At 52.9% G+C, this 21,323-nt stretch carries 22 protein-coding genes and 1 pseudogene; 16 read left to right on the top strand and 7 right to left on the bottom strand.

The window, feature by feature from the left end; genetic code table 11:
• Window positions 1-13: 13 nt before the first annotated feature.
• The 15 genes from DBK98_RS04495 to DBK98_RS04425 all read left to right on the top strand — a co-directional run bounded on the left by DBK98_RS04495 (window position 14) and on the right by DBK98_RS04425 (window position 16,516).
• On the top strand, window positions 14-1,588 hold the full coding sequence (locus DBK98_RS04495) for a hypothetical protein (protein WP_007567553.1): 1,575 nt from the start codon (window positions 14-16) through the stop codon (window positions 1,586-1,588).
• An 8-nt stretch (window positions 1,589-1,596) separates the two neighbouring features.
• On the top strand, window positions 1,597-3,045 hold the full coding sequence (locus DBK98_RS04490; RefSeq protein ID WP_007567554.1) for a toprim domain-containing protein: 1,449 nt from the start codon (window positions 1,597-1,599) through the stop codon (window positions 3,043-3,045).
• A 46-nt stretch (window positions 3,046-3,091) separates the two neighbouring features.
• Window positions 3,092-4,483: a toprim domain-containing protein gene (locus tag DBK98_RS04485; protein ID WP_007567560.1), complete on the top strand. Its 1,392-nt coding sequence runs from the start codon at window positions 3,092-3,094 to the stop codon at window positions 4,481-4,483.
• Entirely contained in the window at window positions 4,480-4,977 is a 498-nt protein-coding gene (locus tag DBK98_RS04480; protein WP_007567564.1) for a PH domain-containing protein, read from the top strand. The genes DBK98_RS04485 and DBK98_RS04480 overlap by 4 nt, the downstream gene beginning before the upstream one ends.
• On the top strand, window positions 4,958-5,653 hold the full coding sequence (locus DBK98_RS04475) for a hypothetical protein (protein ID WP_007567566.1): 696 nt from the start codon (window positions 4,958-4,960) through the stop codon (window positions 5,651-5,653). The genes DBK98_RS04480 and DBK98_RS04475 overlap by 20 nt, the downstream gene beginning before the upstream one ends.
• Before the next feature lie 27 nt (window positions 5,654-5,680).
• Complete coding sequence (locus DBK98_RS04470; RefSeq protein ID WP_008655035.1) at window positions 5,681-6,364, top strand: hypothetical protein; 684 nt, start codon at window positions 5,681-5,683, stop codon at window positions 6,362-6,364.
• A gap of 16 nt (window positions 6,365-6,380) precedes the next feature.
• Complete coding sequence (locus tag DBK98_RS04465) at window positions 6,381-7,046, top strand: hypothetical protein (protein ID WP_008655034.1); 666 nt, start codon at window positions 6,381-6,383, stop codon at window positions 7,044-7,046.
• A 22-nt stretch (window positions 7,047-7,068) separates the two neighbouring features.
• Window positions 7,069-7,899, top strand: a complete 831-nt coding sequence (locus DBK98_RS04460; protein WP_008655033.1) for a M23 family metallopeptidase — start codon at window positions 7,069-7,071, stop codon at window positions 7,897-7,899.
• 23 nt (window positions 7,900-7,922) lie between these two features.
• Window positions 7,923-8,207: a hypothetical protein gene (locus DBK98_RS04455; protein WP_008655032.1), complete on the top strand. Its 285-nt coding sequence runs from the start codon at window positions 7,923-7,925 to the stop codon at window positions 8,205-8,207.
• 15 nt (window positions 8,208-8,222) lie between these two features.
• The gene (locus DBK98_RS04450; protein WP_008655031.1) at window positions 8,223-10,031 is read left to right on the top strand and encodes a hypothetical protein; all 1,809 of its coding nucleotides are present in this window, start codon (window positions 8,223-8,225) and stop codon (window positions 10,029-10,031) included.
• 26 nt (window positions 10,032-10,057) lie between these two features.
• Entirely contained in the window at window positions 10,058-12,397 is a 2,340-nt protein-coding gene (locus DBK98_RS04445) for an ArdC-like ssDNA-binding domain-containing protein (RefSeq protein ID WP_008655030.1), read from the top strand.
• A 4-nt stretch (window positions 12,398-12,401) separates the two neighbouring features.
• Window positions 12,402-13,949 carry a glucosaminidase domain-containing protein gene (locus tag DBK98_RS04440; RefSeq protein WP_008655029.1) on the top strand — a complete coding sequence of 516 codons (1,548 nt, stop codon included), beginning with the start codon at window positions 12,402-12,404 and terminating at the stop codon, window positions 13,947-13,949.
• A gap of 12 nt (window positions 13,950-13,961) precedes the next feature.
• Window positions 13,962-14,138, top strand: coding sequence for a hypothetical protein (locus DBK98_RS04435; RefSeq protein ID WP_008655028.1), 177 nt, complete (start codon window positions 13,962-13,964; stop codon window positions 14,136-14,138).
• A gap of 78 nt (window positions 14,139-14,216) precedes the next feature.
• Window positions 14,217-14,825, top strand: a complete 609-nt coding sequence (locus DBK98_RS04430; protein ID WP_008655026.1) for a hypothetical protein — start codon at window positions 14,217-14,219, stop codon at window positions 14,823-14,825.
• Window positions 14,826-14,830: 5 nt separating this feature from the next.
• Window positions 14,831-16,516, top strand: coding sequence for a zincin-like metallopeptidase domain-containing protein (locus DBK98_RS04425; RefSeq protein WP_008655024.1), 1,686 nt, complete (start codon window positions 14,831-14,833; stop codon window positions 16,514-16,516).
• Window positions 16,517-16,619: 103 nt separating this feature from the next.
• Here DBK98_RS04425 and DBK98_RS04420 read toward each other — a convergent pair whose 3' ends face one another.
• Complete coding sequence (locus DBK98_RS04420) at window positions 16,620-16,988, bottom strand: hypothetical protein (RefSeq protein ID WP_008655022.1); 369 nt, start codon at window positions 16,986-16,988, stop codon at window positions 16,620-16,622.
• A 94-nt stretch (window positions 16,989-17,082) separates the two neighbouring features.
• Here DBK98_RS04420 and DBK98_RS23550 point away from each other — a divergent pair.
• Window positions 17,083-17,181, top strand: a pseudogene (locus DBK98_RS23550) (IS982 family transposase); the annotation flags it as partial.
• Window positions 17,182-17,328: 147 nt separating this feature from the next.
• Here DBK98_RS23550 and DBK98_RS04415 read toward each other — a convergent pair.
• The 6 genes from DBK98_RS04415 to DBK98_RS04390 all read right to left on the bottom strand — a co-directional run bounded on the left by DBK98_RS04415 (window position 17,329) and on the right by DBK98_RS04390 (window position 20,883).
• Window positions 17,329-17,613, bottom strand: coding sequence for a hypothetical protein (locus DBK98_RS04415; protein ID WP_008655007.1), 285 nt, complete (start codon window positions 17,611-17,613; stop codon window positions 17,329-17,331).
• Window positions 17,614-17,625: 12 nt separating this feature from the next.
• Entirely contained in the window at window positions 17,626-17,820 is a 195-nt protein-coding gene (locus DBK98_RS04410; RefSeq protein WP_008655004.1) for a hypothetical protein, read from the bottom strand.
• On the bottom strand, window positions 17,817-18,170 hold the full coding sequence (locus DBK98_RS04405) for a hypothetical protein (protein WP_008655002.1): 354 nt from the start codon (window positions 18,168-18,170) through the stop codon (window positions 17,817-17,819). The genes DBK98_RS04410 and DBK98_RS04405 overlap by 4 nt, the downstream gene beginning before the upstream one ends.
• A 516-nt stretch (window positions 18,171-18,686) precedes the next feature.
• A complete protein-coding gene (locus tag DBK98_RS04400; RefSeq protein WP_008654999.1) occupies window positions 18,687-19,952 on the bottom strand; it encodes a PcfJ domain-containing protein in 1,266 nt (421 codons plus the stop codon).
• Between the two features lie 2 nt (window positions 19,953-19,954).
• A complete protein-coding gene (locus DBK98_RS04395; protein WP_008654998.1) occupies window positions 19,955-20,380 on the bottom strand; it encodes a PcfK-like family protein in 426 nt (141 codons plus the stop codon).
• A 17-nt stretch (window positions 20,381-20,397) separates the two neighbouring features.
• On the bottom strand, window positions 20,398-20,883 hold the full coding sequence (locus DBK98_RS04390) for a hypothetical protein (RefSeq protein ID WP_008654997.1): 486 nt from the start codon (window positions 20,881-20,883) through the stop codon (window positions 20,398-20,400).
• Between the last annotated feature and the right edge of the window lie 440 nt (window positions 20,884-21,323).

The following is a 21,323-nucleotide window of genomic DNA, read 5'->3' as shown; positions in this document are numbered from 1 at the left end:
TTAACAACGGATTATGGCGATACGAAAGAATACCAACCCCCGAATGATGGACCTGCAACCCGAAATGCAGGACATATTGAGGCGTAACGGTATGCAGGCCCACGTGGTCAGCGACGGCACGGGCTACCGGCTCGTGGTGCAGGGCCACGATTCGCCGCTGCTGACCTACGACCTTACCGAGCGTCAGATGTTGGCCCTGACGGACTGGGGAACAAACTCGGCCAACAAGAAAGCCTACAACGTGTTCACGAGCATTGTAGGGAAAGACTTTTATATGCCCAAGAACTTCGTCCATGCCCGCAATGCCAACGGTCGTGTCGCTATGGGGCTGCACGGCTACCGTATCGGTATCGGCGAATACGGGCATGTGGGACGGTTGGGTATGCCGCCCCCGTTTCTCGGCTGGACGCCACGCCACCAGTGGGGCTTCCATCTGCGGCGGGTCGGCGGCCAACTGTTCTATCCGGGACCGCCCGTTGTCCCTGAACGGTGGGACGGACGCATGAAGCCGGGCGAATTGCAGTCGGGCGGCTACGGCTTCTATTACAAATACAAGGCCGGACAACCGGTGCAACCGGCACAACAGGCCGACGTCCTGCAAAACCTGCAGACGGTCATCACGCCGCTGGTCAGCCGTCCGCGCAGCACGGAACCGGCCCGTACCTACAAGGAACTGATAAGCTCTCCTGTCTATTTTTCCAACGAGAAATGGCAGGAATGTCTTGCCTCCCACGGCCTTATCGTCGATAAGGAGGCACGGACACTGACCGTACAGTCCGAAAAGGTGACCGCCGATCTGGTCTATGACCTGACGGAAGAAGAAACGGCCGTCCTGACCTCCAACTCCATCGAGGAACAACCGGTCGAGAAGCGGCTGGAAGTCCTGAACGGGGTTATCGGGGCGGATTTTGCCGACAAGGTAACGATGGCGGACCTCGACAGCAAACAACGTATCGCCCTTGGTCTGCACCCCGAAGTACAGGAGGAACTGACGCAGCGTCAGCAACAGGAGCAGGAAATCCTCTCCCCACTGGAAAACCAGCTCCGGCAGGAGATGCCGTATGGTGCGGCTGCTTCCGTCGATGGACGGGATATTTCCGTCCTTGACGAGCGCAAGGGCTGGTACCGAGAAGAACGGCACGGCAGGGAGGTCGAGGTCGGCGAGATAGCCGTACACCCGTCCCCCATAGAGGGCAAGTACAAGATGACGGCCGTCATCGACGGGCAGGTCATCAGCCACGAGATCAGCCAGAAGGATTACGACAAATTCCTTGCGGTCGATGACTACCACCGCATGAAAATCTTTTCGAAAATATTCAGCGAGGTGGACATGAAGATGCGGCCGGAAGCACAGCGCGGTCTCGGCGTGAAGATTTTCGCCGCCCTTGCGGCAGGAACGGTCGTCACGGCGGGTGTCGTCCACGGCCTGCGGCATCATCATCACGGTCCGGAGTTCTACGGTGAGCGTTTCGGAGGCGAGCCGCGTCCGTATTTCAAGCCCGGTGTCGATACGCCGAGGGACGTGGCTATACGCAATTTCGAGGCACAGATGAATCAGGATATTAACGATATGAGAAGAGGGAGATAAAGACAATTATGAGAGAAGGAGACCTTACCTACGACGACTTCCTGCAAAGGCTGAACATTCAGGACGTGCTGATTGACGCGGGCTACCACCTGAACCGGCGCGACGGCCTGCGCTATCCCTCGTATGTCCGTCTGGACAGCGAGGGACGGCGTATCCGTGGCGACAAGTTCATCGTGACGCAACAGGGAAAGTGCTGCTTCCAAGCACAGCAGCAGAAAGTCTATAACATCATCTCGTTCATCAAGGCGCACCCGCAGTTTTTCGCTGAATACCGTGCGGGCATGTCTCCCGACCGACTGGTGAACCTCGTGTGCAACCGGCTGCTGAACCATCCCATCGAGGACCGGACAACGCGGATTATACAGCCCAAGCGGGACATCCGCCCGTTCGACATCGCGAACTACGACCTGTACAAGTTCAACCCGCAGGACCGGGAGACACAGAAGAAGTTCTATCCTTATTTCAAGAGCCGGGGTATCGACCTCTACACCCAGTACGCCTTCCACCGCCACTTCTGTCTGGCGACGAAACACCGTGAGGACGGTGCGGCATACACCAATCTCGCTTTTCCGCTGACCTTGCCCAAAGGCGACGGCACGGTCGTGGGCTTCGAGGAACGGGGACGTGCAAGAATGGACGGAAGCGGCAGCTACAAAGGCAAGGCCGAGGGCAGCAATTCGAGCGAGGGGCTGTGGATTGCCAGCCCTGCCCAAACCCCACTTGCGGAAGCTAAGCGTATCTATTGGTTCGAGAGTGCCTACGACGCGATGGCTTATTACCAGCTTAACCAGAAATGGGACAAGGAACTGCGAAAGGGAGTGTTCGTTTCTACCGGCGGGGCACCGAGCCAACAGCAGTTCAAAGCCATGATAAAGGCCACTCCACGCGCTTACCACCATCTCTGCTTCGACCAGGACCGTGCCGGACAGATCTTCGCCATCAACTTCGCGCTCACCCAGGCGGGCAAGACATTCACCAGCAACGTGACGAAAGACGACAAACTGCTGGTCCGTATCAGTGGCGAGGAGAACCAGAACTACGAAATAAAACTCGAACCCTTCGACTTTCACAGGATAATCGGCACGCTTTTACGTCCCAAAGAAATCTATCGGGAAGATGGTACGCTCGACTATCGGACAATCGGCGACGGATATTTGCAGGAGATGAGCATGGTGTGCCAAGACGAGTACGAGATAGCCCTTGCCGAGGGTTCGGCCAGTGAGGAAACACTGGAGGGCATGAGACAAAATATCATGGCCATAGAGGATGCGATCCGTAATCTTCCCGCTCCCGGCGAGGACAGCACCGACCTTATTGTGTACGAGCCCGCTGAAAAAGGCTATAAGGACTGGAACGAACAGCTCTTGGCAAAGATCAGGCTGCAAGAATCAGTTCACGAAGAGCCGGCCAGAAGAGAAGAACCCGAACAGGAACGGCAAGCACGTTTCCACCGATGACAACGCAGTACCCCCTACATGAAACAACAAAAGAAAAGAGAAGACAATGAATGACAAGAAATTGACACATAATGATTTTTTGCAAAGACTCGATATCCGGGATGTACTGCTTGATGCCGGGTATCGCCAGAACCGACGCTTCGGACTACGCCTCTCCTCGTTTATCCGCACGGACAGTGAGGAAAAGCGTATCCGGGGTGACAAGTTCGTCATAACGCAACAGGGAAAATGCTGTTGCCAACCACCCCGGCAGAAGGAATACAACGTCGTTTCGTTCATCAAGGAGCACCCGGCGTTATTCGCGGAATATTATGAGGGAATAGACCTGAACCGGCTGGTAAACCTCGTGTGCAGCCGCCTGCTGAACATCCCCTTCGAAGAATACGAGGTGCAAACCGTACCGGTCAAGCAAGACCTACGACCATTCGATATAACAGACTACGACCTGCACAGATTCAACCCTCAAGACCATGAGATGCAGGAGATATTCTATCCCTATTTCAAGAACCGGGGTATCGACCTCAGCACGCAGAATGCTTTCCACCGTCATTTCTGCCTGGCAACAAAACACGGCGCAGACGGTGCGGCATACACCTGTCTCGCTTTTCCACTGACCTTGCCCAAAGAGGGCGGTACGGTCGTGGGTTTCGAGGAACGGGAACGTATGAGAATGGACGGATGCGATAGCTATAAAGGCAAGAGCGAGGAAAGCAATGAGAGCGAAGGGTTGTGGATTGCAAGTCCTGCCGGAACACCTCTTGCCGAGGCCAAACATATCTACTGGTTCGGGAGTACCTATGACGCGATGGCCTATTACCAACTCCATCAGGCGAAGAACAAGGATTTGAGAAAGGCGGTCTTTATCTCAACGGGCGGCAAGCCTATCGGGAAACAGATGAGAGAGATACTTGATCTTACCATCCCTGCCCGGCAACATATCTGTTTCGATAATACCCGGAAAGGGTCGAATCTCACATGGGATTTGCAAAAGGAGATATGCCGCTCAGTACGTTTTGCCATAGAGGAAACGCCGGAGAGGAAACCCTATCTCGATTCCATACCGGACGGCGGGGATTTGACAGACGGAGAATTTTACCTATTGCCCAAGGGTGGTTTGCAAGAAATCTGCATACGGTTCGACGCCGAATCGGAAGAAGCGGAGTCGATGCGTTCGAGCGGGTTGTGTGCCCCGGAAGACGTGCAGGACCAGATAGATACCACGAACAAGTGCTACCGGGAATATCGAGAGAAACTACGGGAGTTCCTTGGTATTGACAGGGAGCATGATGTCTCCATTACCTGGGAAAGTCCGGATTATCGCCATACGAGCTGGAACGAACAGCTTTTGGCTGAACAGAAACGTGAAGAGACTGTCGGGCAGGAGTCGGAAAAAGAAGAAAACGCCGGGCAGGAACGACAGATACACTTTCGCCGATGACCATGCCATATACCATACAAGATGTCCGGAACATTATCCTGCGCCCGCACGCCGGGCAATTCGTCATCGACGAACTGCCATTGATATTCATGTGCATGGCGGGACTGGTGTACGGCGGCATGGAAGGTATGCCGCTTGGCGGTATGGCGACGGTCATTGCCTTGTTTCTGTTCCTCGTGCTGCTGTATCGTTTCATTTGCCTGCGCCGGATATGTTACCGGGTCGGCAACGAACAGCTTGTCTGCGAGCGGGGACTTTTCTGCCGCAGGGTGGACTACATGGAACTGTACCGTATCGTGGACTTTCAGGAACACCAGAGCCTCCTGCAACAGCTTTGCGGTCTGAAAACGGTCGTTATCCTTTCGACGGACCGGAACAGCCCGAAGCTCGACCTTATCGGTATCCGGCGCGGAAACGACATCGTGGCGATTATCCGTGAACGTGTGGAAATCAATAAACGAAAAAAGGGAATCTATGAGATTACGAATCATTAGCATATGGGTGGTCTTTGTGCTTGCCGGTCTGCTTCCGCAATTGGCCAAGGCGCAGGTTGCCGCTTCGAACCCGTTGGAATGGGCAGCCTTGGCCGAGGGAAACGAACTGATAAACGGCCAGATAGACAAACAAATCAAAGGGCAGACACAGACCGCCCTGATGCAGAACAGTATCGCAGCGGAGTTCAACCGCATACATGAGTGGGAAAAGCAGTACAACAGTTACCTCAAGACGGCGAACGGTTATGCTTCGTCGCTGAAAGCCTGTACCCACCTCTATAACGACGGCGTGCGGATTTTCCTCACGCTGGGAAAACTGGGCAAAGCCATCGGGGACAACCCGCAGGGCATCGTCGCCAGCATGAACATGAACAACCTCTATATCGAGACGGCGACGGAGCTGGTTTCCGTGTTCACGTTGCTGAACGACGCCGTGGCCAAAGGCGGCACGGAAAACATGCTCACGGGGGCGGAACGGAGCAAAACCCTGTGGGCTTTGAACGACCAGCTCGCGGCATTCAGCCGGAAACTGCATCTGCTCTATTTGAGCCTGCGCTATTATACCCTGAACGACGTGTGGAACAACATAACGGCGGGTATGATAGACCGCAGCAACGGCGAGGTGGCCCGTCTGGCCATGTCCCGCTGGCGCAGGGCGGCAGCCATCGCCCGTTGAAAAAAGGATAATAAAAAACGAAGAACGATGAAGCGGATAATCTCGATATGGATTCTGTTGCTGTGCGCCGGTATCTCGAAGGTACAGGCGCAGAACGATGCGACCCTTGCGGGAATGATTCTGGTTTATACCAACAAGGCCGAGAAGGAACTGAAAAACCAAGAGAAGGTCATGCTGATGCAAACTACAGGGCATGTGTGGACGAAGGAAGAAGTGGAAGGCACGACGGACTTGCAACGGGAGTTCAACAATTACCTGAACTCGTTCCGCTCGATTGTCTGCTATGCGGCTCAGATTTACGGTTTTTACCATGAAATATCGCAGCTTACAGACAACATGGGCGACTTCACCAAACAATTGAGCAGACATTCGACGGGTGCATTGGCCGTCGCCCTCTCCACGCGGCGCAACCAGATTTACCGGGAGATGATATTGAACAGCGTGGAAATCGTGAACGATATACGCACGGCCTGCCTCTCGGACAACAAGATGACGGAAAGGGAACGTATGGAGATCGTGTTCGGCATACGTCCGAAACTCCGGTCGATGAACCGGACGCTGCAGCGACTGACCAAGGCAGTGAAATACACCACGATGGGCGACATCTGGCGGGAAATCGACGAGGGCGCACGCCCTGTCGCGGACAAGTACGACATCGTGAAAGCCGCCCAAAGACGCTGGCGGCAAATTGGAAGAAATGTAAGACCCTAAAAAAAAGAATAAAAATATGGGAGCTTGGGATACGATATTGAAATACGGCGGAAAGGCCATGAAAGGCATGGGCAAGGCCGCCAATGCGACGGGGAAAAGTGCCGGTCATGCGGTACTGCATCCCTCGCAGACCCTTCGGGGAGCCGGGCAGGCGGTCAAAACGGCTACCGCCGGAGCTGCCGTCGGTTATGTGGGTTGGGAAAAACTGACCACCGACAAAAGTGTCGCACGGATCGTCAGTGAGGCCGTAGTCGGCAAATCCGCCACGGATGCCCTTGCAGGTACGACCGAAGACATGAAGGAACTGAAAGACAAAGCCGGAGAGACGGTCTCTGCCATAGGTGAGGCTGTGGGAGGCGCGGACTCGAAACTGAACGGGGTATCGAACTTCCTGCGGGAAGCCTCCGGCGGTGGGTTGTTCAACATGCTCAGCGGCTTTTTGCGAAACCTCGGAGGGGGCAATGTGTCGGGATTGAACATTGCAGGACTTATCGCAGCAGCGTACCTCGTGTTCGGACGTTTCGGCTGGCTGGGTAAAATCGCCGGTCTGTTTCTGGGCATGATGCTTATCGGCAACAATGCGGGCGTTGTCCGCACGGTTCCCTCGGAAACGGTATCGAGGACACAGACGCCGACACTCTCTCCGGAGGAACAAACGCAAAGCGGAGGAATGAGAAGATAGAAACACGAAAATATATATCACAATGAAATATACGGAAGAAATGATTCTGCACTCCGACAGCGGCTATTGTATGCCGTTCGAGGAGCCGCAGGGGAAAGATGTGGAGATGTCGCTCGGCTACGGCGAACAGGTACACCCGGCAACGGGAGAAAAGTTCTTTCATCACGGAATAGACTTCAACGTGAGGTGTTACATGCTGTCAGCCGTGGCCAGCGGCATCGTGTCAGGTGTGGGCAACGACCCGGTACATGGCATTTGCCAGACGGTCCGTTACGGCGGGTACGAGGTGACATACGGTCATCTGTCGAATGTATTCGCCCAATTCGGACAGCGGGTGAAAGCCGGACAAACGGTGGCTTTGAGCGGCGAACTGCTGCATATAGAAGTCAAATTCAAGGGCGAGGAACTGAACCCAATAGAGTTCCTGACCATGTTGTACGGCAACATCAAGGCTTTGCAGGAAGCCGACGGCAATGGTGCGGCGTCTTTTTACGATGCGGAAACAAGAGTAAAAAACGACTACGAGAAGGATCAAAGGGAAATAGAAGAGCTGATGCTCCGCTTTCTGCCACTTTACATGGAGGATTTACAGCGGGGAGCGTACACGGTGCCCGCACATACGGAGCAGTCGCTGCGCCACATCTTTACAATGGGAGCTGCGAAGGAGTATTTCTATGAGAAGATGCCGAGCATGTACAACCCGCTGGGACTGGGGCGCAAAGCCATGCCGCTGGCCTGCAAGGTACAGAACCTGCTGATAGCGGATTTCCTGAACTACCTTGCCCTGCGGCATGATGTGTACCTTTCCGCAACAGGCGGCGAGGTAAAAAAAAACTTCATGACGAAGCCGTAGCGGGCAGCGGACTCATTGATCTGTTGGCGGAACTGGACATCGACATCCAGAGCTTCGACATACCGAGAATCGTCTCCGTCTATCCCGACCGTGCCGGAGTCCGCTGGTGGACGAAGGCATGGTTCAACAACCGGGAGGAAGGGGAAGCCTCGGTAGAAATCGAGCGGGAACAGGCGATACGTTTCATTCACGACAATATCGAAAAGGACACGTGGCTCGAAGAGTTTTTCCCCAAGCAAATGGAGGTGTACCATAACGCTATCGAGCAGACGAAGGAACAACTGTTGAAACAAATAAACATGATATAGAAAGACATTGATTATATGGACGGAATCAAACATAGCAGAAGGTTTGCGGAGTTGGAGGCCCTGATGGGCAGTTATTTCCGCCATCATCTTGTCCCCGTCATGACGCAGACGCAATCCTACCTGACCGAAAAACAGGGCGAGGAAATGAAAGCGTATTCGACCTCCCTGGGCGGCATACTCGGCATGATGGCGTCAGCGGGGCAACCGCTCGCCGACCCGTACCAGACTCTCAAGGTTACGGGAGAGTGGAACTCCAAGACGACCGAGGACTACATCGGGATGTGCAAGGACAGGATTCTCTCGTCGGAGGAGATGCAGCACGACCTCGCCTACATGGCCGGACAGTGGCGCGATGTCGTTGTGAAGGAAGTCGGACGCGAGCGTTACGATAAACTGTCGCAGGAATTGGGCTGCGACCTCGCCTATGCCTTCGTGGACTATCGTGTAGAGCAACTGATGATAGACCAACTGGTCAAGGAACGTATGCCCAAATCCTCGGCGGACTACATCATCCGTAAGGCGGCAGAATCGAGCCTGCTGGGATTGCCACAGGCTTTGGGGCGCTCGCCGCTGGCCGAAGAGATAGAAAAACGCGGAGAGGTTGCCTACCGGCCGAGCAAGTTGGAGAAAGGTGCGGGCTGGGTGTTGGGGGCTTCGGCCGATACGGTCATGTTGGGCGGTACGGGTTCGTGGACGGCCGTTGCACGGTTCATCGGTGCGGATACGGCAATCTCAGCCGTTGCCGACCATTTCGGGAAGGAGGAAACGCAGCCGCTCTCTGCAGAGGAGTGTATCAGCAAGGGCGTGTTCGGCAGCGACAGCAACGTGTTCGACAGCTTCCGCAAAGAGGCGGCAAGCATACCGGGCAAAGAAAACACGGCTCTTGCCGCAGCCAACGGAAAGTTGCAAAAGAAGATACCGATTGTAACATTCGATTTTATGGACTGGTGGAAAACAGACAATAGAAATATGCCGTGGCGGGAAGAAACCGCCGAGGAGGAACGGAAACGGGTGGAACGGTATAAAGACGTGCCGATGGTTGTCGCTCCCGGACAAGAGGAAGCCTACCTGCAAGATATGGAAAGACGGAAAGCCGAAACGGAGGAACAGACGGAATCGAAACCCAAACAAAGGGAAAAAGAGGAAAAGGAAGTGTCGACTTCCGCCGTCTCTGCGGGGGAAGGGATGCGGCAGGAACAGGCAGGTCAGGGAACACAGACCATACAGACCAACGAGAACGGCTGGGACGAGCTGGTCCGCTCGCTCGGACTGGACGGCATAGGCGATGTCGCGGGTAATCTGGGCTATATACTGGCCATGCTGCCCGACATCCTGCTGGGCGTGTTTACAGGTAGGACACAATCGCTGGGCCTGAAAGACAACCTGCTGCCGATAGCGAGTATAGTGGCAGGTATGTTCGTCAAGAATCCGATGTTGAAGATGCTGCTTATCGGCTTGGGTGGCGCGAACCTGCTGAACAAGGCGGGACACGAGGTGCTGGGAAAAGAACGGACGGAGGGAAACAGAAATGCAGCCACGACCGGTAGAGAGGTACAGTACAGACGCTATCCCGACGAGCCGCTGAATCCGCGTATCGTGAACCCGGCACTACAAGGCTGCACGCTGGTTGCCACGATAGACCGTGTGCCCTGTACGGTGCAGCTCACCCCCGCTATGGCCGACGCTTACCGTGCAGGAGCCTTGCCGCTGAACACGCTGGCCAATGCCGTGCTCGCCCAAAGCGACAAGCTCCGCCAGATGGCTTCGCAGAACTATGACAACGGACAGCAGGAAACCATCGTGCGGACACGGGGCATTCAATAATCCTGTAACCGAAAAAATATGGGAATATGAAAGAAAAATCGCAAATAGAAAAGAATGCCGAGGAGCGTCAGATAGAGCTGCTCTCCACGGCTTTGAACGAAGCGTCGAATGCCGGGGGACACTGGCTCAACGCTACGGGCAAGGGCTTTCCGAAATTTTATCCGAAAGGTGTTGCCGTCAGCCCGTTCAACGGCCTGTTCATGGCCTTGCATTCGGACCGGAACGGGTGCAAGACCAACCTGTTCACCCTTTACAGCGATGCCAAGGCACGCGGCACATCGGTACGCGAGCACGAGCAAGGCGTTCCGTTCCTGTTCTACAACTGGAACAAGTACGTCCACCGCAACAATCCGGAGGACATCATCAGCCGGGACGCTTATCTGAAACTGGACGAGGAGGTGCAGAAACAGTACAAGGGCATACATAACAGGGAGATCCGCACACTTTTCAACATCGACCAGACGACACTGCCCTACGTGGATAAGGAGACTTACGATGCGGTATTGCAGAAAGACGGTAGTGCCGTGGAGCGTGGCTACTCCGAAACCGATGAACGGAGACTGCATATCCGCTTCAACGACTTCCTGCTGAAAATGCGGGACAATCTCGTGCCCGTGCGTTCGGACGGCAGCGGAATGCCCCATTACGAGACGGACCGCGATGCGGTCTATATGCCGCGCCAACGGAACTTCGAGCATTATAACGACTACGTTCAGGAAGCCTTGCGGCAAATCGTGAGCGCCACGGGGCACCAACAACGGCTGGCCCGTGAAGGCATGGTGATGAAAAACGGCATGGGTCCTTCGGAAGATGCCCTCAAACAGGAACGGCTGATCGTGGAGGTGGCTTCGGGCATCAAAATGCTGGAACTGGGACTGCCTGCCCGTCTGTCCGACAAAAGCCTTGAATTGGTAGACTACTGGAACCGGGAACTTAAAGAGAACCCCAACCTGATGGATGCCCTCGAAAGCGACGTGAACAACGCCCTCGAAGTAATCCACAAGGCGGAACGGGGCGAGAAAATCGAATATGCCACGATGCGTAACCGCCGGCAGACTTCGGATATGCAGGAGCAGTTACCCAAGCATTTCTACGTGGCCGATGAAATCCGGAAACACCCGAACAAGGAGGACAAGACCATTGTCATCGTCATCGATCCGTCCTCGAAATCGGCGGATGTGATACTCCCTGCCGGTGCGTCGCCGGAGGTGGACAACGAAGTGCCGGGCATGAACAAGGCCCGTATCGGCAGGGCTTTGCGAAGGGAAGGTATTGAAAACGTGCGTTTCTTCAATCCCGACGGCGCATGGGGGTACAGGCCCGATGATGCCTATTTCGCCAAGAAACAGGTATCACTGGCCCGACTGAAGAACTGGGCACTGGAGATGCTTTCCACACTGGACGTGACGCCTGCGGTCAAACGGGCGGACGAAATCGGTTTCGACCAGATACAGATGATCCAGGACGACAAGAACCGCTGGGCGCTGTATCTGAAGCCCGAACATCAGAACGGGTACAGTATCTATCCAGACAAGGAGGACGTGAACCGTTTTTTCTCCACGCTCAAACAGGCGATGGACAACATCGACAAGGTACGCATGGAACTGGCGCACAAGTATTATGTACTGGCGGAAACACAGCCAGACCTGAAAGTGGACCTGTTCAGCAGCGGGGCGCAGGACATCGACCTGAACCGGATTCAGCGTGTGTCCGTATTCAAGACCAAACAAGAAGGAACTCTGTGCGTGGCGACCATCGACGGGAAGAAACTGCAGCCCCGGAGCGTCACGCGGCAACAGTGGCAGCGCATGTGGCTGGCTGAGGACCGTGCAGAATATAAACGCCATCTGGCGGCCACGCTTTTTGCCGATGTGCTGCGTAAAGGACAGACGCAGGAAGAGACTGCCGGAAAGAAACAAGGAGAAGAGGATACCCTACAGCAGGATAAGGACAAGCACCCCAAGCAAGCCAATGAGGAATCCCCCAAAACTGCTTCATCCTTGAAAGAGTTGCCCATAAAAGATATACCGGAACAACTGTATGACAAATACAAGAAAATCAAAGAGGAACAACCGGAAGCGGTCGTCCTTTTCAAACATGAGAACAAGTATTACGCTTCCATGTATGATGCGGAGACCATAGCGAACGAGCTGGACATGCCTCCGGCCAAAGAACGCATTCCGTATGATGCGGACAAAATCATATTGGTATTTGAACACAGCAATGAGGAAACAAGGCAGCAAATCCATGCGCTGCGGGCATACGTGATGGATTGTGACGGTATGTCCAAGGCGCAGCAAAACGAGCCTGCAGAGGCAACTGACGAACAGAACGAGAACGAACAACGTCCAACCATGAGGAGGTAAAGATATGGCAAACAAGAATCAAGAATATACGGAACAATACGCAGATTATGCGATGGCACAGATGCGGAGGTACGGCATTCCGGCCTCCGTGACGCTGGCACAGGGCATACTGGAAAGTTCCAACGGGCAGAGCCGTTTGGCCGTGAATGAGAACAACCATTTCGGCATCAAGGCCACGCCCGAATGGATTGCCGAAGGTGGCCGGTACGGTCTGTATTCCGATGACAAGCCGAACGAGAAGTTTTGCAGCTACGACAGCGTGGGCGATTCGTATGAGCACCACTCACGCTTCCTGAAAGAGAACAGCCGCTATGCCCGCTGTTTCTCGCTCTCGCCCGATGACTACAAGGGCTGGACACAGGGCCTCGAAAAGGCGGGCTATGCCACGGGCGGGCATTATGCCGACAGCCTGCAACGTATCATCGAACAGAACGGGCTGCAAAAGTACGACCGGCAGGTCATGCAGGAAATGGAGACGCAGGGAAAGCGGTTCGGCGTGGAAGAGAACCCGCTCCGTGAGGTCGGAAATACAGTGGACTATTCGTTTCCGGTGGAGCGGAAAGAGTTTCTTTTCGTCACCTCGCCATTCGGTATGCGGCAAGATCCGGCAGACGGCAAGGAACGTATGCACACGGGTATCGACATCCGGTGCGACGGCGATACGGTCCTGGCCACGGAAAAAGACGGCAAGGTCGTCGCTGTCAAAGACAAAGGCCATGCACCCGGTAACAAATCGCTGACCGTGGAATACACCCGTCCGGACGGCAGCAAGGTACAGTGTACCTACATGCACCTCGGCGAAGTTTCCGTAAAGGCAGGCGATACGGTACAGGCAGGCCAGAAGCTCGGCCGTTCCGGTAACACGGGGACACGGACGACCGGGAAGCACCTGCACTTCGGTGTCCGGCAGATTTATGCGGACGGCACGCAGCGGGACGTCGATCCGGCAGCGTATCTGGCTGAAATCGCACAAAAGGGCCACATCAAACAGCAGGTACTACATAACGGCAACGACCTGCTCGCCCGATATAAGGGAACAGAAGAGAATGCCACCGGCAAAAGCCTTTCGCCCGATGCGTGGATGAAAAAACTGCTCTCCTCGGAGGATAGCGGCGTGGGATTGTCGGGGTGCAGTGATCCTGTCGTGGAAATGGCCATGACCGCCTTTACCTCCCTGATGTTACTGGCGACGCAAATCGACAGCAAGAACAAGGAGGAACAAAAGGCAGCCATTTCCGAGGCGATGGACAGCCGGCGTATCGACCTCAAAGCGTTGCTGCCGGGCATGAAAAACTGTGACCTCACAGTCGGGGAAAACGGGCGAGCTGTCCTGCAGGCGGACAACGGCAGCGTTCAGGTATCACGGGAACTGGCCTCTGCCGAGTTAAGCCGCCTGTCGGTGACGCTGAACGACAGTTCTCTTTCGGAGGAAGCCAAACGGCTGCGTGTGACCGGCGTGCTGAACACGGTCATCCTCTCGGAGGCGGCGTCGCAGAACTTTGAACGGGGAATGTCCGAACAACGGGCACAATCGGAAAACCTGAAAAGATAATCCCAAAAAGTCATGATAAAACGCGTGATGATACGACTTTGCGGGTACTTGTCCGGGGTGTCCGTCTGCGCCCTGCATATCCTGTTCTGTTCCCGGCTATTCGGTTGGGTAGCAACACTCGTTATCGTGGGCGTCCAACTGGGTATTGCCGGCTGGATTGTCTACATGAGAATACGTGCTCCCGATTAGGAAACGCTTTCAACCTGTTCAACTTCAAGACACCCCGCTTTGTCCGGTGGACTATGTATCACTAAAAGACAAAATAAAATGATTAAATGCAATATTACGGCGTGCGGCACCATCGGCCGCGACGCTTCGATGCGCACGACCAAAGAAGAGAAAACATTCCTGACCTTTCCGCTCCGCGTCGTGCTCCAAGGCAAGGACGGTCGGAACGAAACGGTCGAGATCAGTGTCAGCAAGGAGGGCGGTCAGAAGAAGGTATCCGGCTATCGAAACGGATTGCGTGTCGAGGTTGCGGGGACGCTGTTCCTGAAACGCCGGGGCGAAAAGCTCTATTTCAACCTCTTTGCCGACCGTATCGGCCCGGCGGCGGACATCGCGGATTCCATCAAGGGCGAACTGTCGTTCCGGGGCAAGGTGGGCAAGAACATCGAGGAACGGAAGGACAAAAAGGATAAGTCCTACACGATGTTCTCTGCATTCAGCACCGAAAAGGTCGATGAGAATTTCGAGTACCAGTGGGTGCGTTTCTTCTGCTTCGACAGGCAACGTGAAGAGTGGCTGCAACCGGGCGTCAAGGTAGAAGCCAAGGGCGAAATGACGGTCTCGGTACATAACGGGAAGCCGGACATCTCCTGCCGGGTGGAAGAACTGGCGCAATATATTCCCGAATCGGATAACTTCAATCAGTAGCAGTCATGGCCGGTTATAGAAAGCGAAATACGGAGGGGCCGAGCAGCGAGGACAAGGCGCTGGACCTCTTTGCCGAGATGATGATCGAGAAAATCGAAAGCATCCACAAGGACTGGCATAAGCCGTGGTTTACCGAGGGGGCACTGCAATGGCCGCGTAACCTTTCCGGGCGGGAGTACAACGGTATGAACGCCCTTATGTTACTGTTGCATTGTGAGAATGAGGGGTACAAGATTCCGCGCTTCTGCACCTTTGACTGCGTGCAGCGGCTCAACAAGCCCGGCAAGGACGGGCAGGAATTACCCCGTGTATCTGTACTGCGCGGCGAGAAATCGTTTCCCGTCATGCTGACCACATTCACCTGCATACATAAGGAAACAAAGGAGAAAATCAAGTACGACGACTACAAGAAACTCTCCGACGAAGAGAAGGCGCAATACAATGTCTATCCGAAAATGCAGGTGTTCCGGGTGTTCAATGTCGCCCAGACCAACCTGCAGGAGGCTCGACCGGAGTTATGGGAGCAGTTGGAAAGAGAGAACGGGAAAAGGGTCGAAAACGGCGAACATTTCAGTTTTGGGCCTGTCGATGCGATGATAAAGGACAACCTTTGGATTTGTCCCATCAAACCGACGCACCAAAACGAAGCATACTACTCAATCACAAAGAACGAGATTGTCGTACCCGAAAAGGAGCAGTTCAGAGACGGGGAATCTTTCTACGGAACGCTGTTCCATGAGATGGTCCATTCCACGGGTGCCGAAGGTGTGCTTGACCGACTCCAACCTACCTCTTTCGGTTCGAAAGAGTATGCCCGCGAGGAACTGGTGGCCGAACTGGGCAGCGCGTTGGTCGCACAACGCTACGGCATGACCAAGCATATAAAGGAAGACAGTTGCGCATACCTCAAAGGGTGGCTCGATGAGTTGAAAGAATCCCCACAGTTTATCAAGACAACGCTTCTGGACGTGAAAAGAGCTTCGTCAATCGTTACTCAAAAGGTGGATAAGATTGCGCAGGAGTTGGAACAAAATGTTACCGAAGAGCAAGAGGACAAACGCTCTGCCAAGGAACGTATTTTTTATGCTTCGGTGGCCTATCTCCAAACCGCTGACGACACGAAGCAACTGGACGAATTGAAGGACAAAGGCGACTACAAGGGTCTGCTTGCGCTCGCCAAGGAGTATTACGACGGCAACGGCATGGACGAGCAGCATACATACGCTTCTCCCCTCCAGAACCGGGGCGATGACCTGCTGATTGAAGATAAGGACTTTGCCGTGGTGTACAACGGAAGTGTCGGAGGCACATACGACATCATGCTGAAATACACGGAACAGGAGGTGCGGGACCATATCACACGTTACGGCACAGACCGTGCCAGCGATGATGTGAAAGAGGTGGCCAAAGATATGGCGGCGGAACAGTTTGCTGAACTGACACATCAGAGAATGCCGGTATTCGAAATGCCAAACGGAGATATTCTGTATGCAAGGTACAACAGGGACAAGGATACGCTGGACGTGGGTACGGCCACCAATGCAGGGATGGCCGTACAACATCATTACCCTTATGACCACAACATGACGCTGGAGGCCAACCTGCAAGCCGTGAACGAGAAGCTGAACGAGCTTGAAGAATACAGGGAGGAGCTACAAGAGGCGGAATATGGCGGCGGTCTGCGTCGGTAACGGCAGCGTAATATGAAGAATGTGGAGCGATTTCATACTGAAGGCGCTCCACATCCTTATAGTCCCTACCGGTTTTCATTCCGCTACAGACTATATGTTATCATTACGACAGCAGTTTGTCAATCATTGACTGTAACTGCAGCATATCGCAATATTGATTGTTTCCGCCGGTATAATCCTTTGCGTGCCGGGCAGTCCGTATCATGAACGAACCGAGTTCTATCTTTATCCCATCATCCATCCGCACATCCGCAGAATGGTTTATATATACAAACTTACCATTACGTTCAATAAAGCAACTTGTATAATAATGCCCCTTATTCTCGGATACGACCGCCGCATCCACGGCTTCTGCATATTTGGATATTTCACGTAGCAATGCCGTTTGGAAATTACTGTATTCCTTTGAAACATAAGTTTCTGCGTCTGCAAGGACAGAAGATTGCCATTGGGTATAAAAAGTCTGTGTCATATTCTTTCAATTCTAATTCTGTAAATAAATTAGGCACATAGCAATAAAAGTATTGAATTTATAGTATTCAATTAACATTTAAGCAATTACCATGATGTTTTCAGAGACCAAAATTACGGAGATTTATTGTATGACAGATGATTTTTGCAAAGAAATTGCTCAATTTCAGGAAAAATATATGGTTGAAGATAAAGATATTGAATATTCCATGCCCCACTTCCTTTAATATAACTTTATTTCCAACTCCCTTTCTACCATAACAGCATACTGTTTTTGAAAGAAGCCCGCCATTGATGTATGTTTTTCAAAGACGGGCAACTGGCTATATTTTGAATTATACTCACGTTAAATAGCTTTCCCAATTCTCTTTGTCGATAGTTAATTTGTTCATTTCCCAATCGTATTCCACTTCCGGTATATCGGAATAAGGGAAGTGCACGGTATAGCCTATCTGTCCGTAGGAGCAATGCAGCGGTACAACGCAAATTTCCTGACCGCAATAAGACTGTGGCGTACAGTATTTCTTCCAATCAAAACGGCCTGCAACTATATTGCAGCAGAGCAGTTTTAGAGCCATTATGCCTTTCCAACTCTGAAAATCTTTCTTGTAACTTGCTCTTTTCATAATGAATACCATTTAATGAGCCATGTTGTAGTAAATTTCGGGTTCGCTCGATACGTTGTAAATCTGACTCCCGCAACGTACCAATAGGGCGTTTTTTCCGTAGTAAAGCTGCTTCATGCCGGTTATGTTCCCCGTGCGGTGAAAGTTTGGGAAACGGCTTATTCCTGCCTTTTCGGCGTCTCGTGTGTAGAGGGTTTTCGTTCTCATTGCATGGTTGTTTTTAATGTTTCATAAAGTTTTTCTATCATGGCTTCCGCCTGCTCCATATCGCTCACGATGTCTTTGATTCGGTAAGGTGCGCCGTTCTTGCCATGCCCGTCCGTACCAATCCACAGGTAGGCTTCATAGTCGGGGTCGAAGTCTTCGTAATATGTTTCAACTTCCTGTAACAAGCTGTCGGTGTCATTGCCTTTCATCTCAACCGAGAAACTGAAATCCTGCCCGTGAGGTGTGTATTGCTGAAAATCGAACACCACGAGGTTCGGTTTGTCGGTATCGGTTTTAACTTGCCAGCCTAATTGTTCAGCTATGGCGATAATCTGTTCTATTGCTGTCATTGTTCTGTTTTTTTATTTCCCTTTTCTTGAAGCCTTCCGACTTCGCCCAAAGGGTTGATTTTTACGTGCAATTCCCAACGGCGAAAGCAAGAACAGCAGGCAAGGAACGGAGGTTAAAATTTTATGAAATGCCGCAATCTGCGATTGCGGAAAGTTTGCGTCAAATTTTATCCGGAGTAGCGAAGCGGTACTTGACACGCTGTTCGTTCGCCGTACCTTTGCTGCGTAAAAACAGGCCGTGGCGATAGTGGAGATTCCATGAAATGATACGCCCAAGCATACAAAGGGAATGGAGGCAAAGATCTCCGGCCGTTACAACAGGAAACGACGGCAGTATGTGTCTGGGGTATAAAGGGCAAAAAAAACGTCGAACGATTGTCCATCGGACAAAATGTAAGGGAATGGAAAAAGAATTGTCTGTATAACAGAATGTTCGACATGGCCTTTATCGGGAATATGAACAACCACCTGTCCCGATTGGCAGGTGGTTGCCCGATATAACTTCCGCAGCCGGTATCAGGCGGCCATGCGCTTTCGGATAAGGGCGATGTTCTTATGCACGAGGTTCATAATCCGCTTGTGATATTTCGTATTTTTATTACACAGTCCTCTCGACTGCAGCACCTTGAATGTTTCGAGGCTCAATTCTACGGTCTCGACCCTCTTGTCCTCTATCCGTGCGGAGAATACCAGCGTATCCGGTTTGAGGTAATATTCGCACTGTCCCACGCAGTGGTGCAACGCATTACCCTCGTCGTAGTAGGCTTCCACGCTATCCAGTACACGGACGACTATCGTTCCGTCCGTGAACTCCAGACCGAAGAACTTGCCTTTCAACTCCCTAAAACGTGCCTCGTTTTCCCTCGCCCGTTTCATCTGCTCCTTGCGTTTTTCCTGCTCTTGGAGAATACGCACCTTGTTCTGATACTTGTCATGCTCGGCTTTCAAATCGGCGGGGCAAACATAGTGGGCGTTGTGCAAGTCCTTGCCGCATCTGTCGAGCATACGGAGATAATCCACCCATATTCCAATGTCCGTTATCCGATACTTCTGGCGTAACACGATTTTGTAGGACGGCCAACAGAAATCCAAATCCTGCGGGTGGTCGATGAAGTGCTTGAGGTCTCGTTTGCGTCCACTTTTAAGTATTGTCTCCACTCGGCTGTCCGATAGCAGGGCTTTCATCAGCTTTTGCGGGGCGATGTCGGCAAACGACCCTTTCAGCCCGTTGCGCCGTAACTTCGGGATAACCGTGTAGCCCGGACAGACATAACAGTCGGCTATGCGTTGGTACACGTAATTGTCGTTCCGCAGTTCCAATCCCGACCCGTACAGAAAGCTGTCCAAATAACACCCCATTGTCCGTTGCAAGGCTGTCAAAGCGGTTTTCCCGTTCTCGTCCAACCAGTATCTCGCCACTTCGCACACGTCTGTCCATGCGTTCTTGCCTTTGCGGTAACAGACATTCATTCTGAAAATCCGCTGCACCTGAAATCCGTCCTGCGTGGTGATGACAGAAAAATAGCTTTTCTCATCTGTCTTGCGGCAAAGCGTGTCTTTGAGCGTCAGTTTGGCGTGGCAGTTCGGGCAATGGCAACGCTTCGCCTTTGTCTCGTTCCACCTATGACCGCAATCGAGGCAGGTCGTTTGTCCGCTCGGTGTACGAAAAGCGTAATGTCCGACGGTATGCCGGAACGCCCATTCTGCCTGTTTCTCCGTGATAGGCAGCAACCGCCCGTTGGCGGCTACTACCTGATGCTGAAATTTTGTCCGTGCTTTCATGGTCAGAAATCGAAGAGTGAGAGTTCCGTTTGGGTATTCTGTACAGCTTTGGCGGTCGGCTTCGGCCTGCTGTGGCGTTGCTGTATCTTGCGCATTTCTTCCTCCTGATAGGCTTTCAGCGCGTCTTTTCGGGCTTGCGCCTTTTCTTCTTCGGTCAGCTCCACCTTGTGATTGACCACGACGCCACAACTGATAGGTTTGCCCACGTCGATGTTGTCCTCATCATAGTAATGAATGGCGAGCGACCACACCTCGTCGTCGGTCATTCCGCAACAGCCGCTTGCCTTGACTTGATTGAGAATGAATGTGATACAATCGTCCAAGTTTTTGTTTTCTTTGGCATAGGAGACGGCGAAAAGTTCGTCCGTCCGTGCCTTGCCGTCCAAGTATTCCTTGATAGTCCGTTTGAAATGTTCCGTACCTTTCATCGTTCAGCGTTTTGAGGTTAAAAATGATAGTCGATGACACCGCCGATGTAAAGCAGCGTACCGGGTTTAAATTCACATGCCTGCCGCAGGAACTCGTAGGATTGCTCGGCGTTGGATTGCAGCCCCTCCTCGTCCATGTAGAACCAGTAAGCGGTATCGAGCGGGTTTTTCAGGAACTTTTCGAGTTGATAGACCGGGCCAATCCAGTCCTGCACGCTTTCGGGGGTAAGGGCTTCCGCCCTGCTTCGAATGTCTGCGATGAAATCTTCTCTCCATCGTTCCGCACCGCCTTTGTAGCGTATGGTATCGTCGGAAACAAGCTCGAACATGCCTTTGGGCAGAATGTTGTTTACCAAGTTGTCGATATGGAACTGGCGTTCCTCATCGTCAATCTCCGCACAATAGTCGAAGAAACTATCGTCGCCCTGCGTGAGGGTGTCCTCGTTCAGGTAGTTGTCCTTGCTCACCCGTGTTTCGGTAATTTGAAAAATCTTGCTGTGCATAACTTTAAATTTTTAATTTGTTGAACTTGCTTTTTTCTTCTCCCTGCTTTCGGAGCCTTTCGGCTTCCTTGGCGGGAGAGATTTTACATGCAAGCCAGACAGCGGGGAAAGGACGGAAAGGCAAGCAAACGGCCGGAGAATTTCACGGAATACCCAACCCGTCGAGGTACGAGGCGGGGGCTGAAAGGCCATCTTCGATTTGCGGAAGGCTGCCGGGCAAATCCGCGAGCCGTTAGCATAGTGGTGCTTGACGCCGGACGACCGCTGTACCTTTGCATGAGAAAATCCAACCGGCGAGGAGGCAACGGGGGCGAGATCAGGGAAAGAATGGGATAACCGGAATAAAAGAGGAAGAAGCCCGATTGTATATAGAAGTGGGAATAACGGCTAAAAAAGAAAATCTGCCTGTGAGGGCGATTGACAAAAAAAGCCCCCTGAAC

This window comes from Bacteroides sp. PHL 2737, from assembly GCF_004115325.2.
Taxonomy (GTDB): domain Bacteria; phylum Bacteroidota; class Bacteroidia; order Bacteroidales; family Bacteroidaceae; genus Bacteroides; species Bacteroides hominis.
The sequence above is the reverse complement of the archived record's forward strand: the minus strand, read 5'-3'. Positions and strand labels throughout refer to the sequence as shown.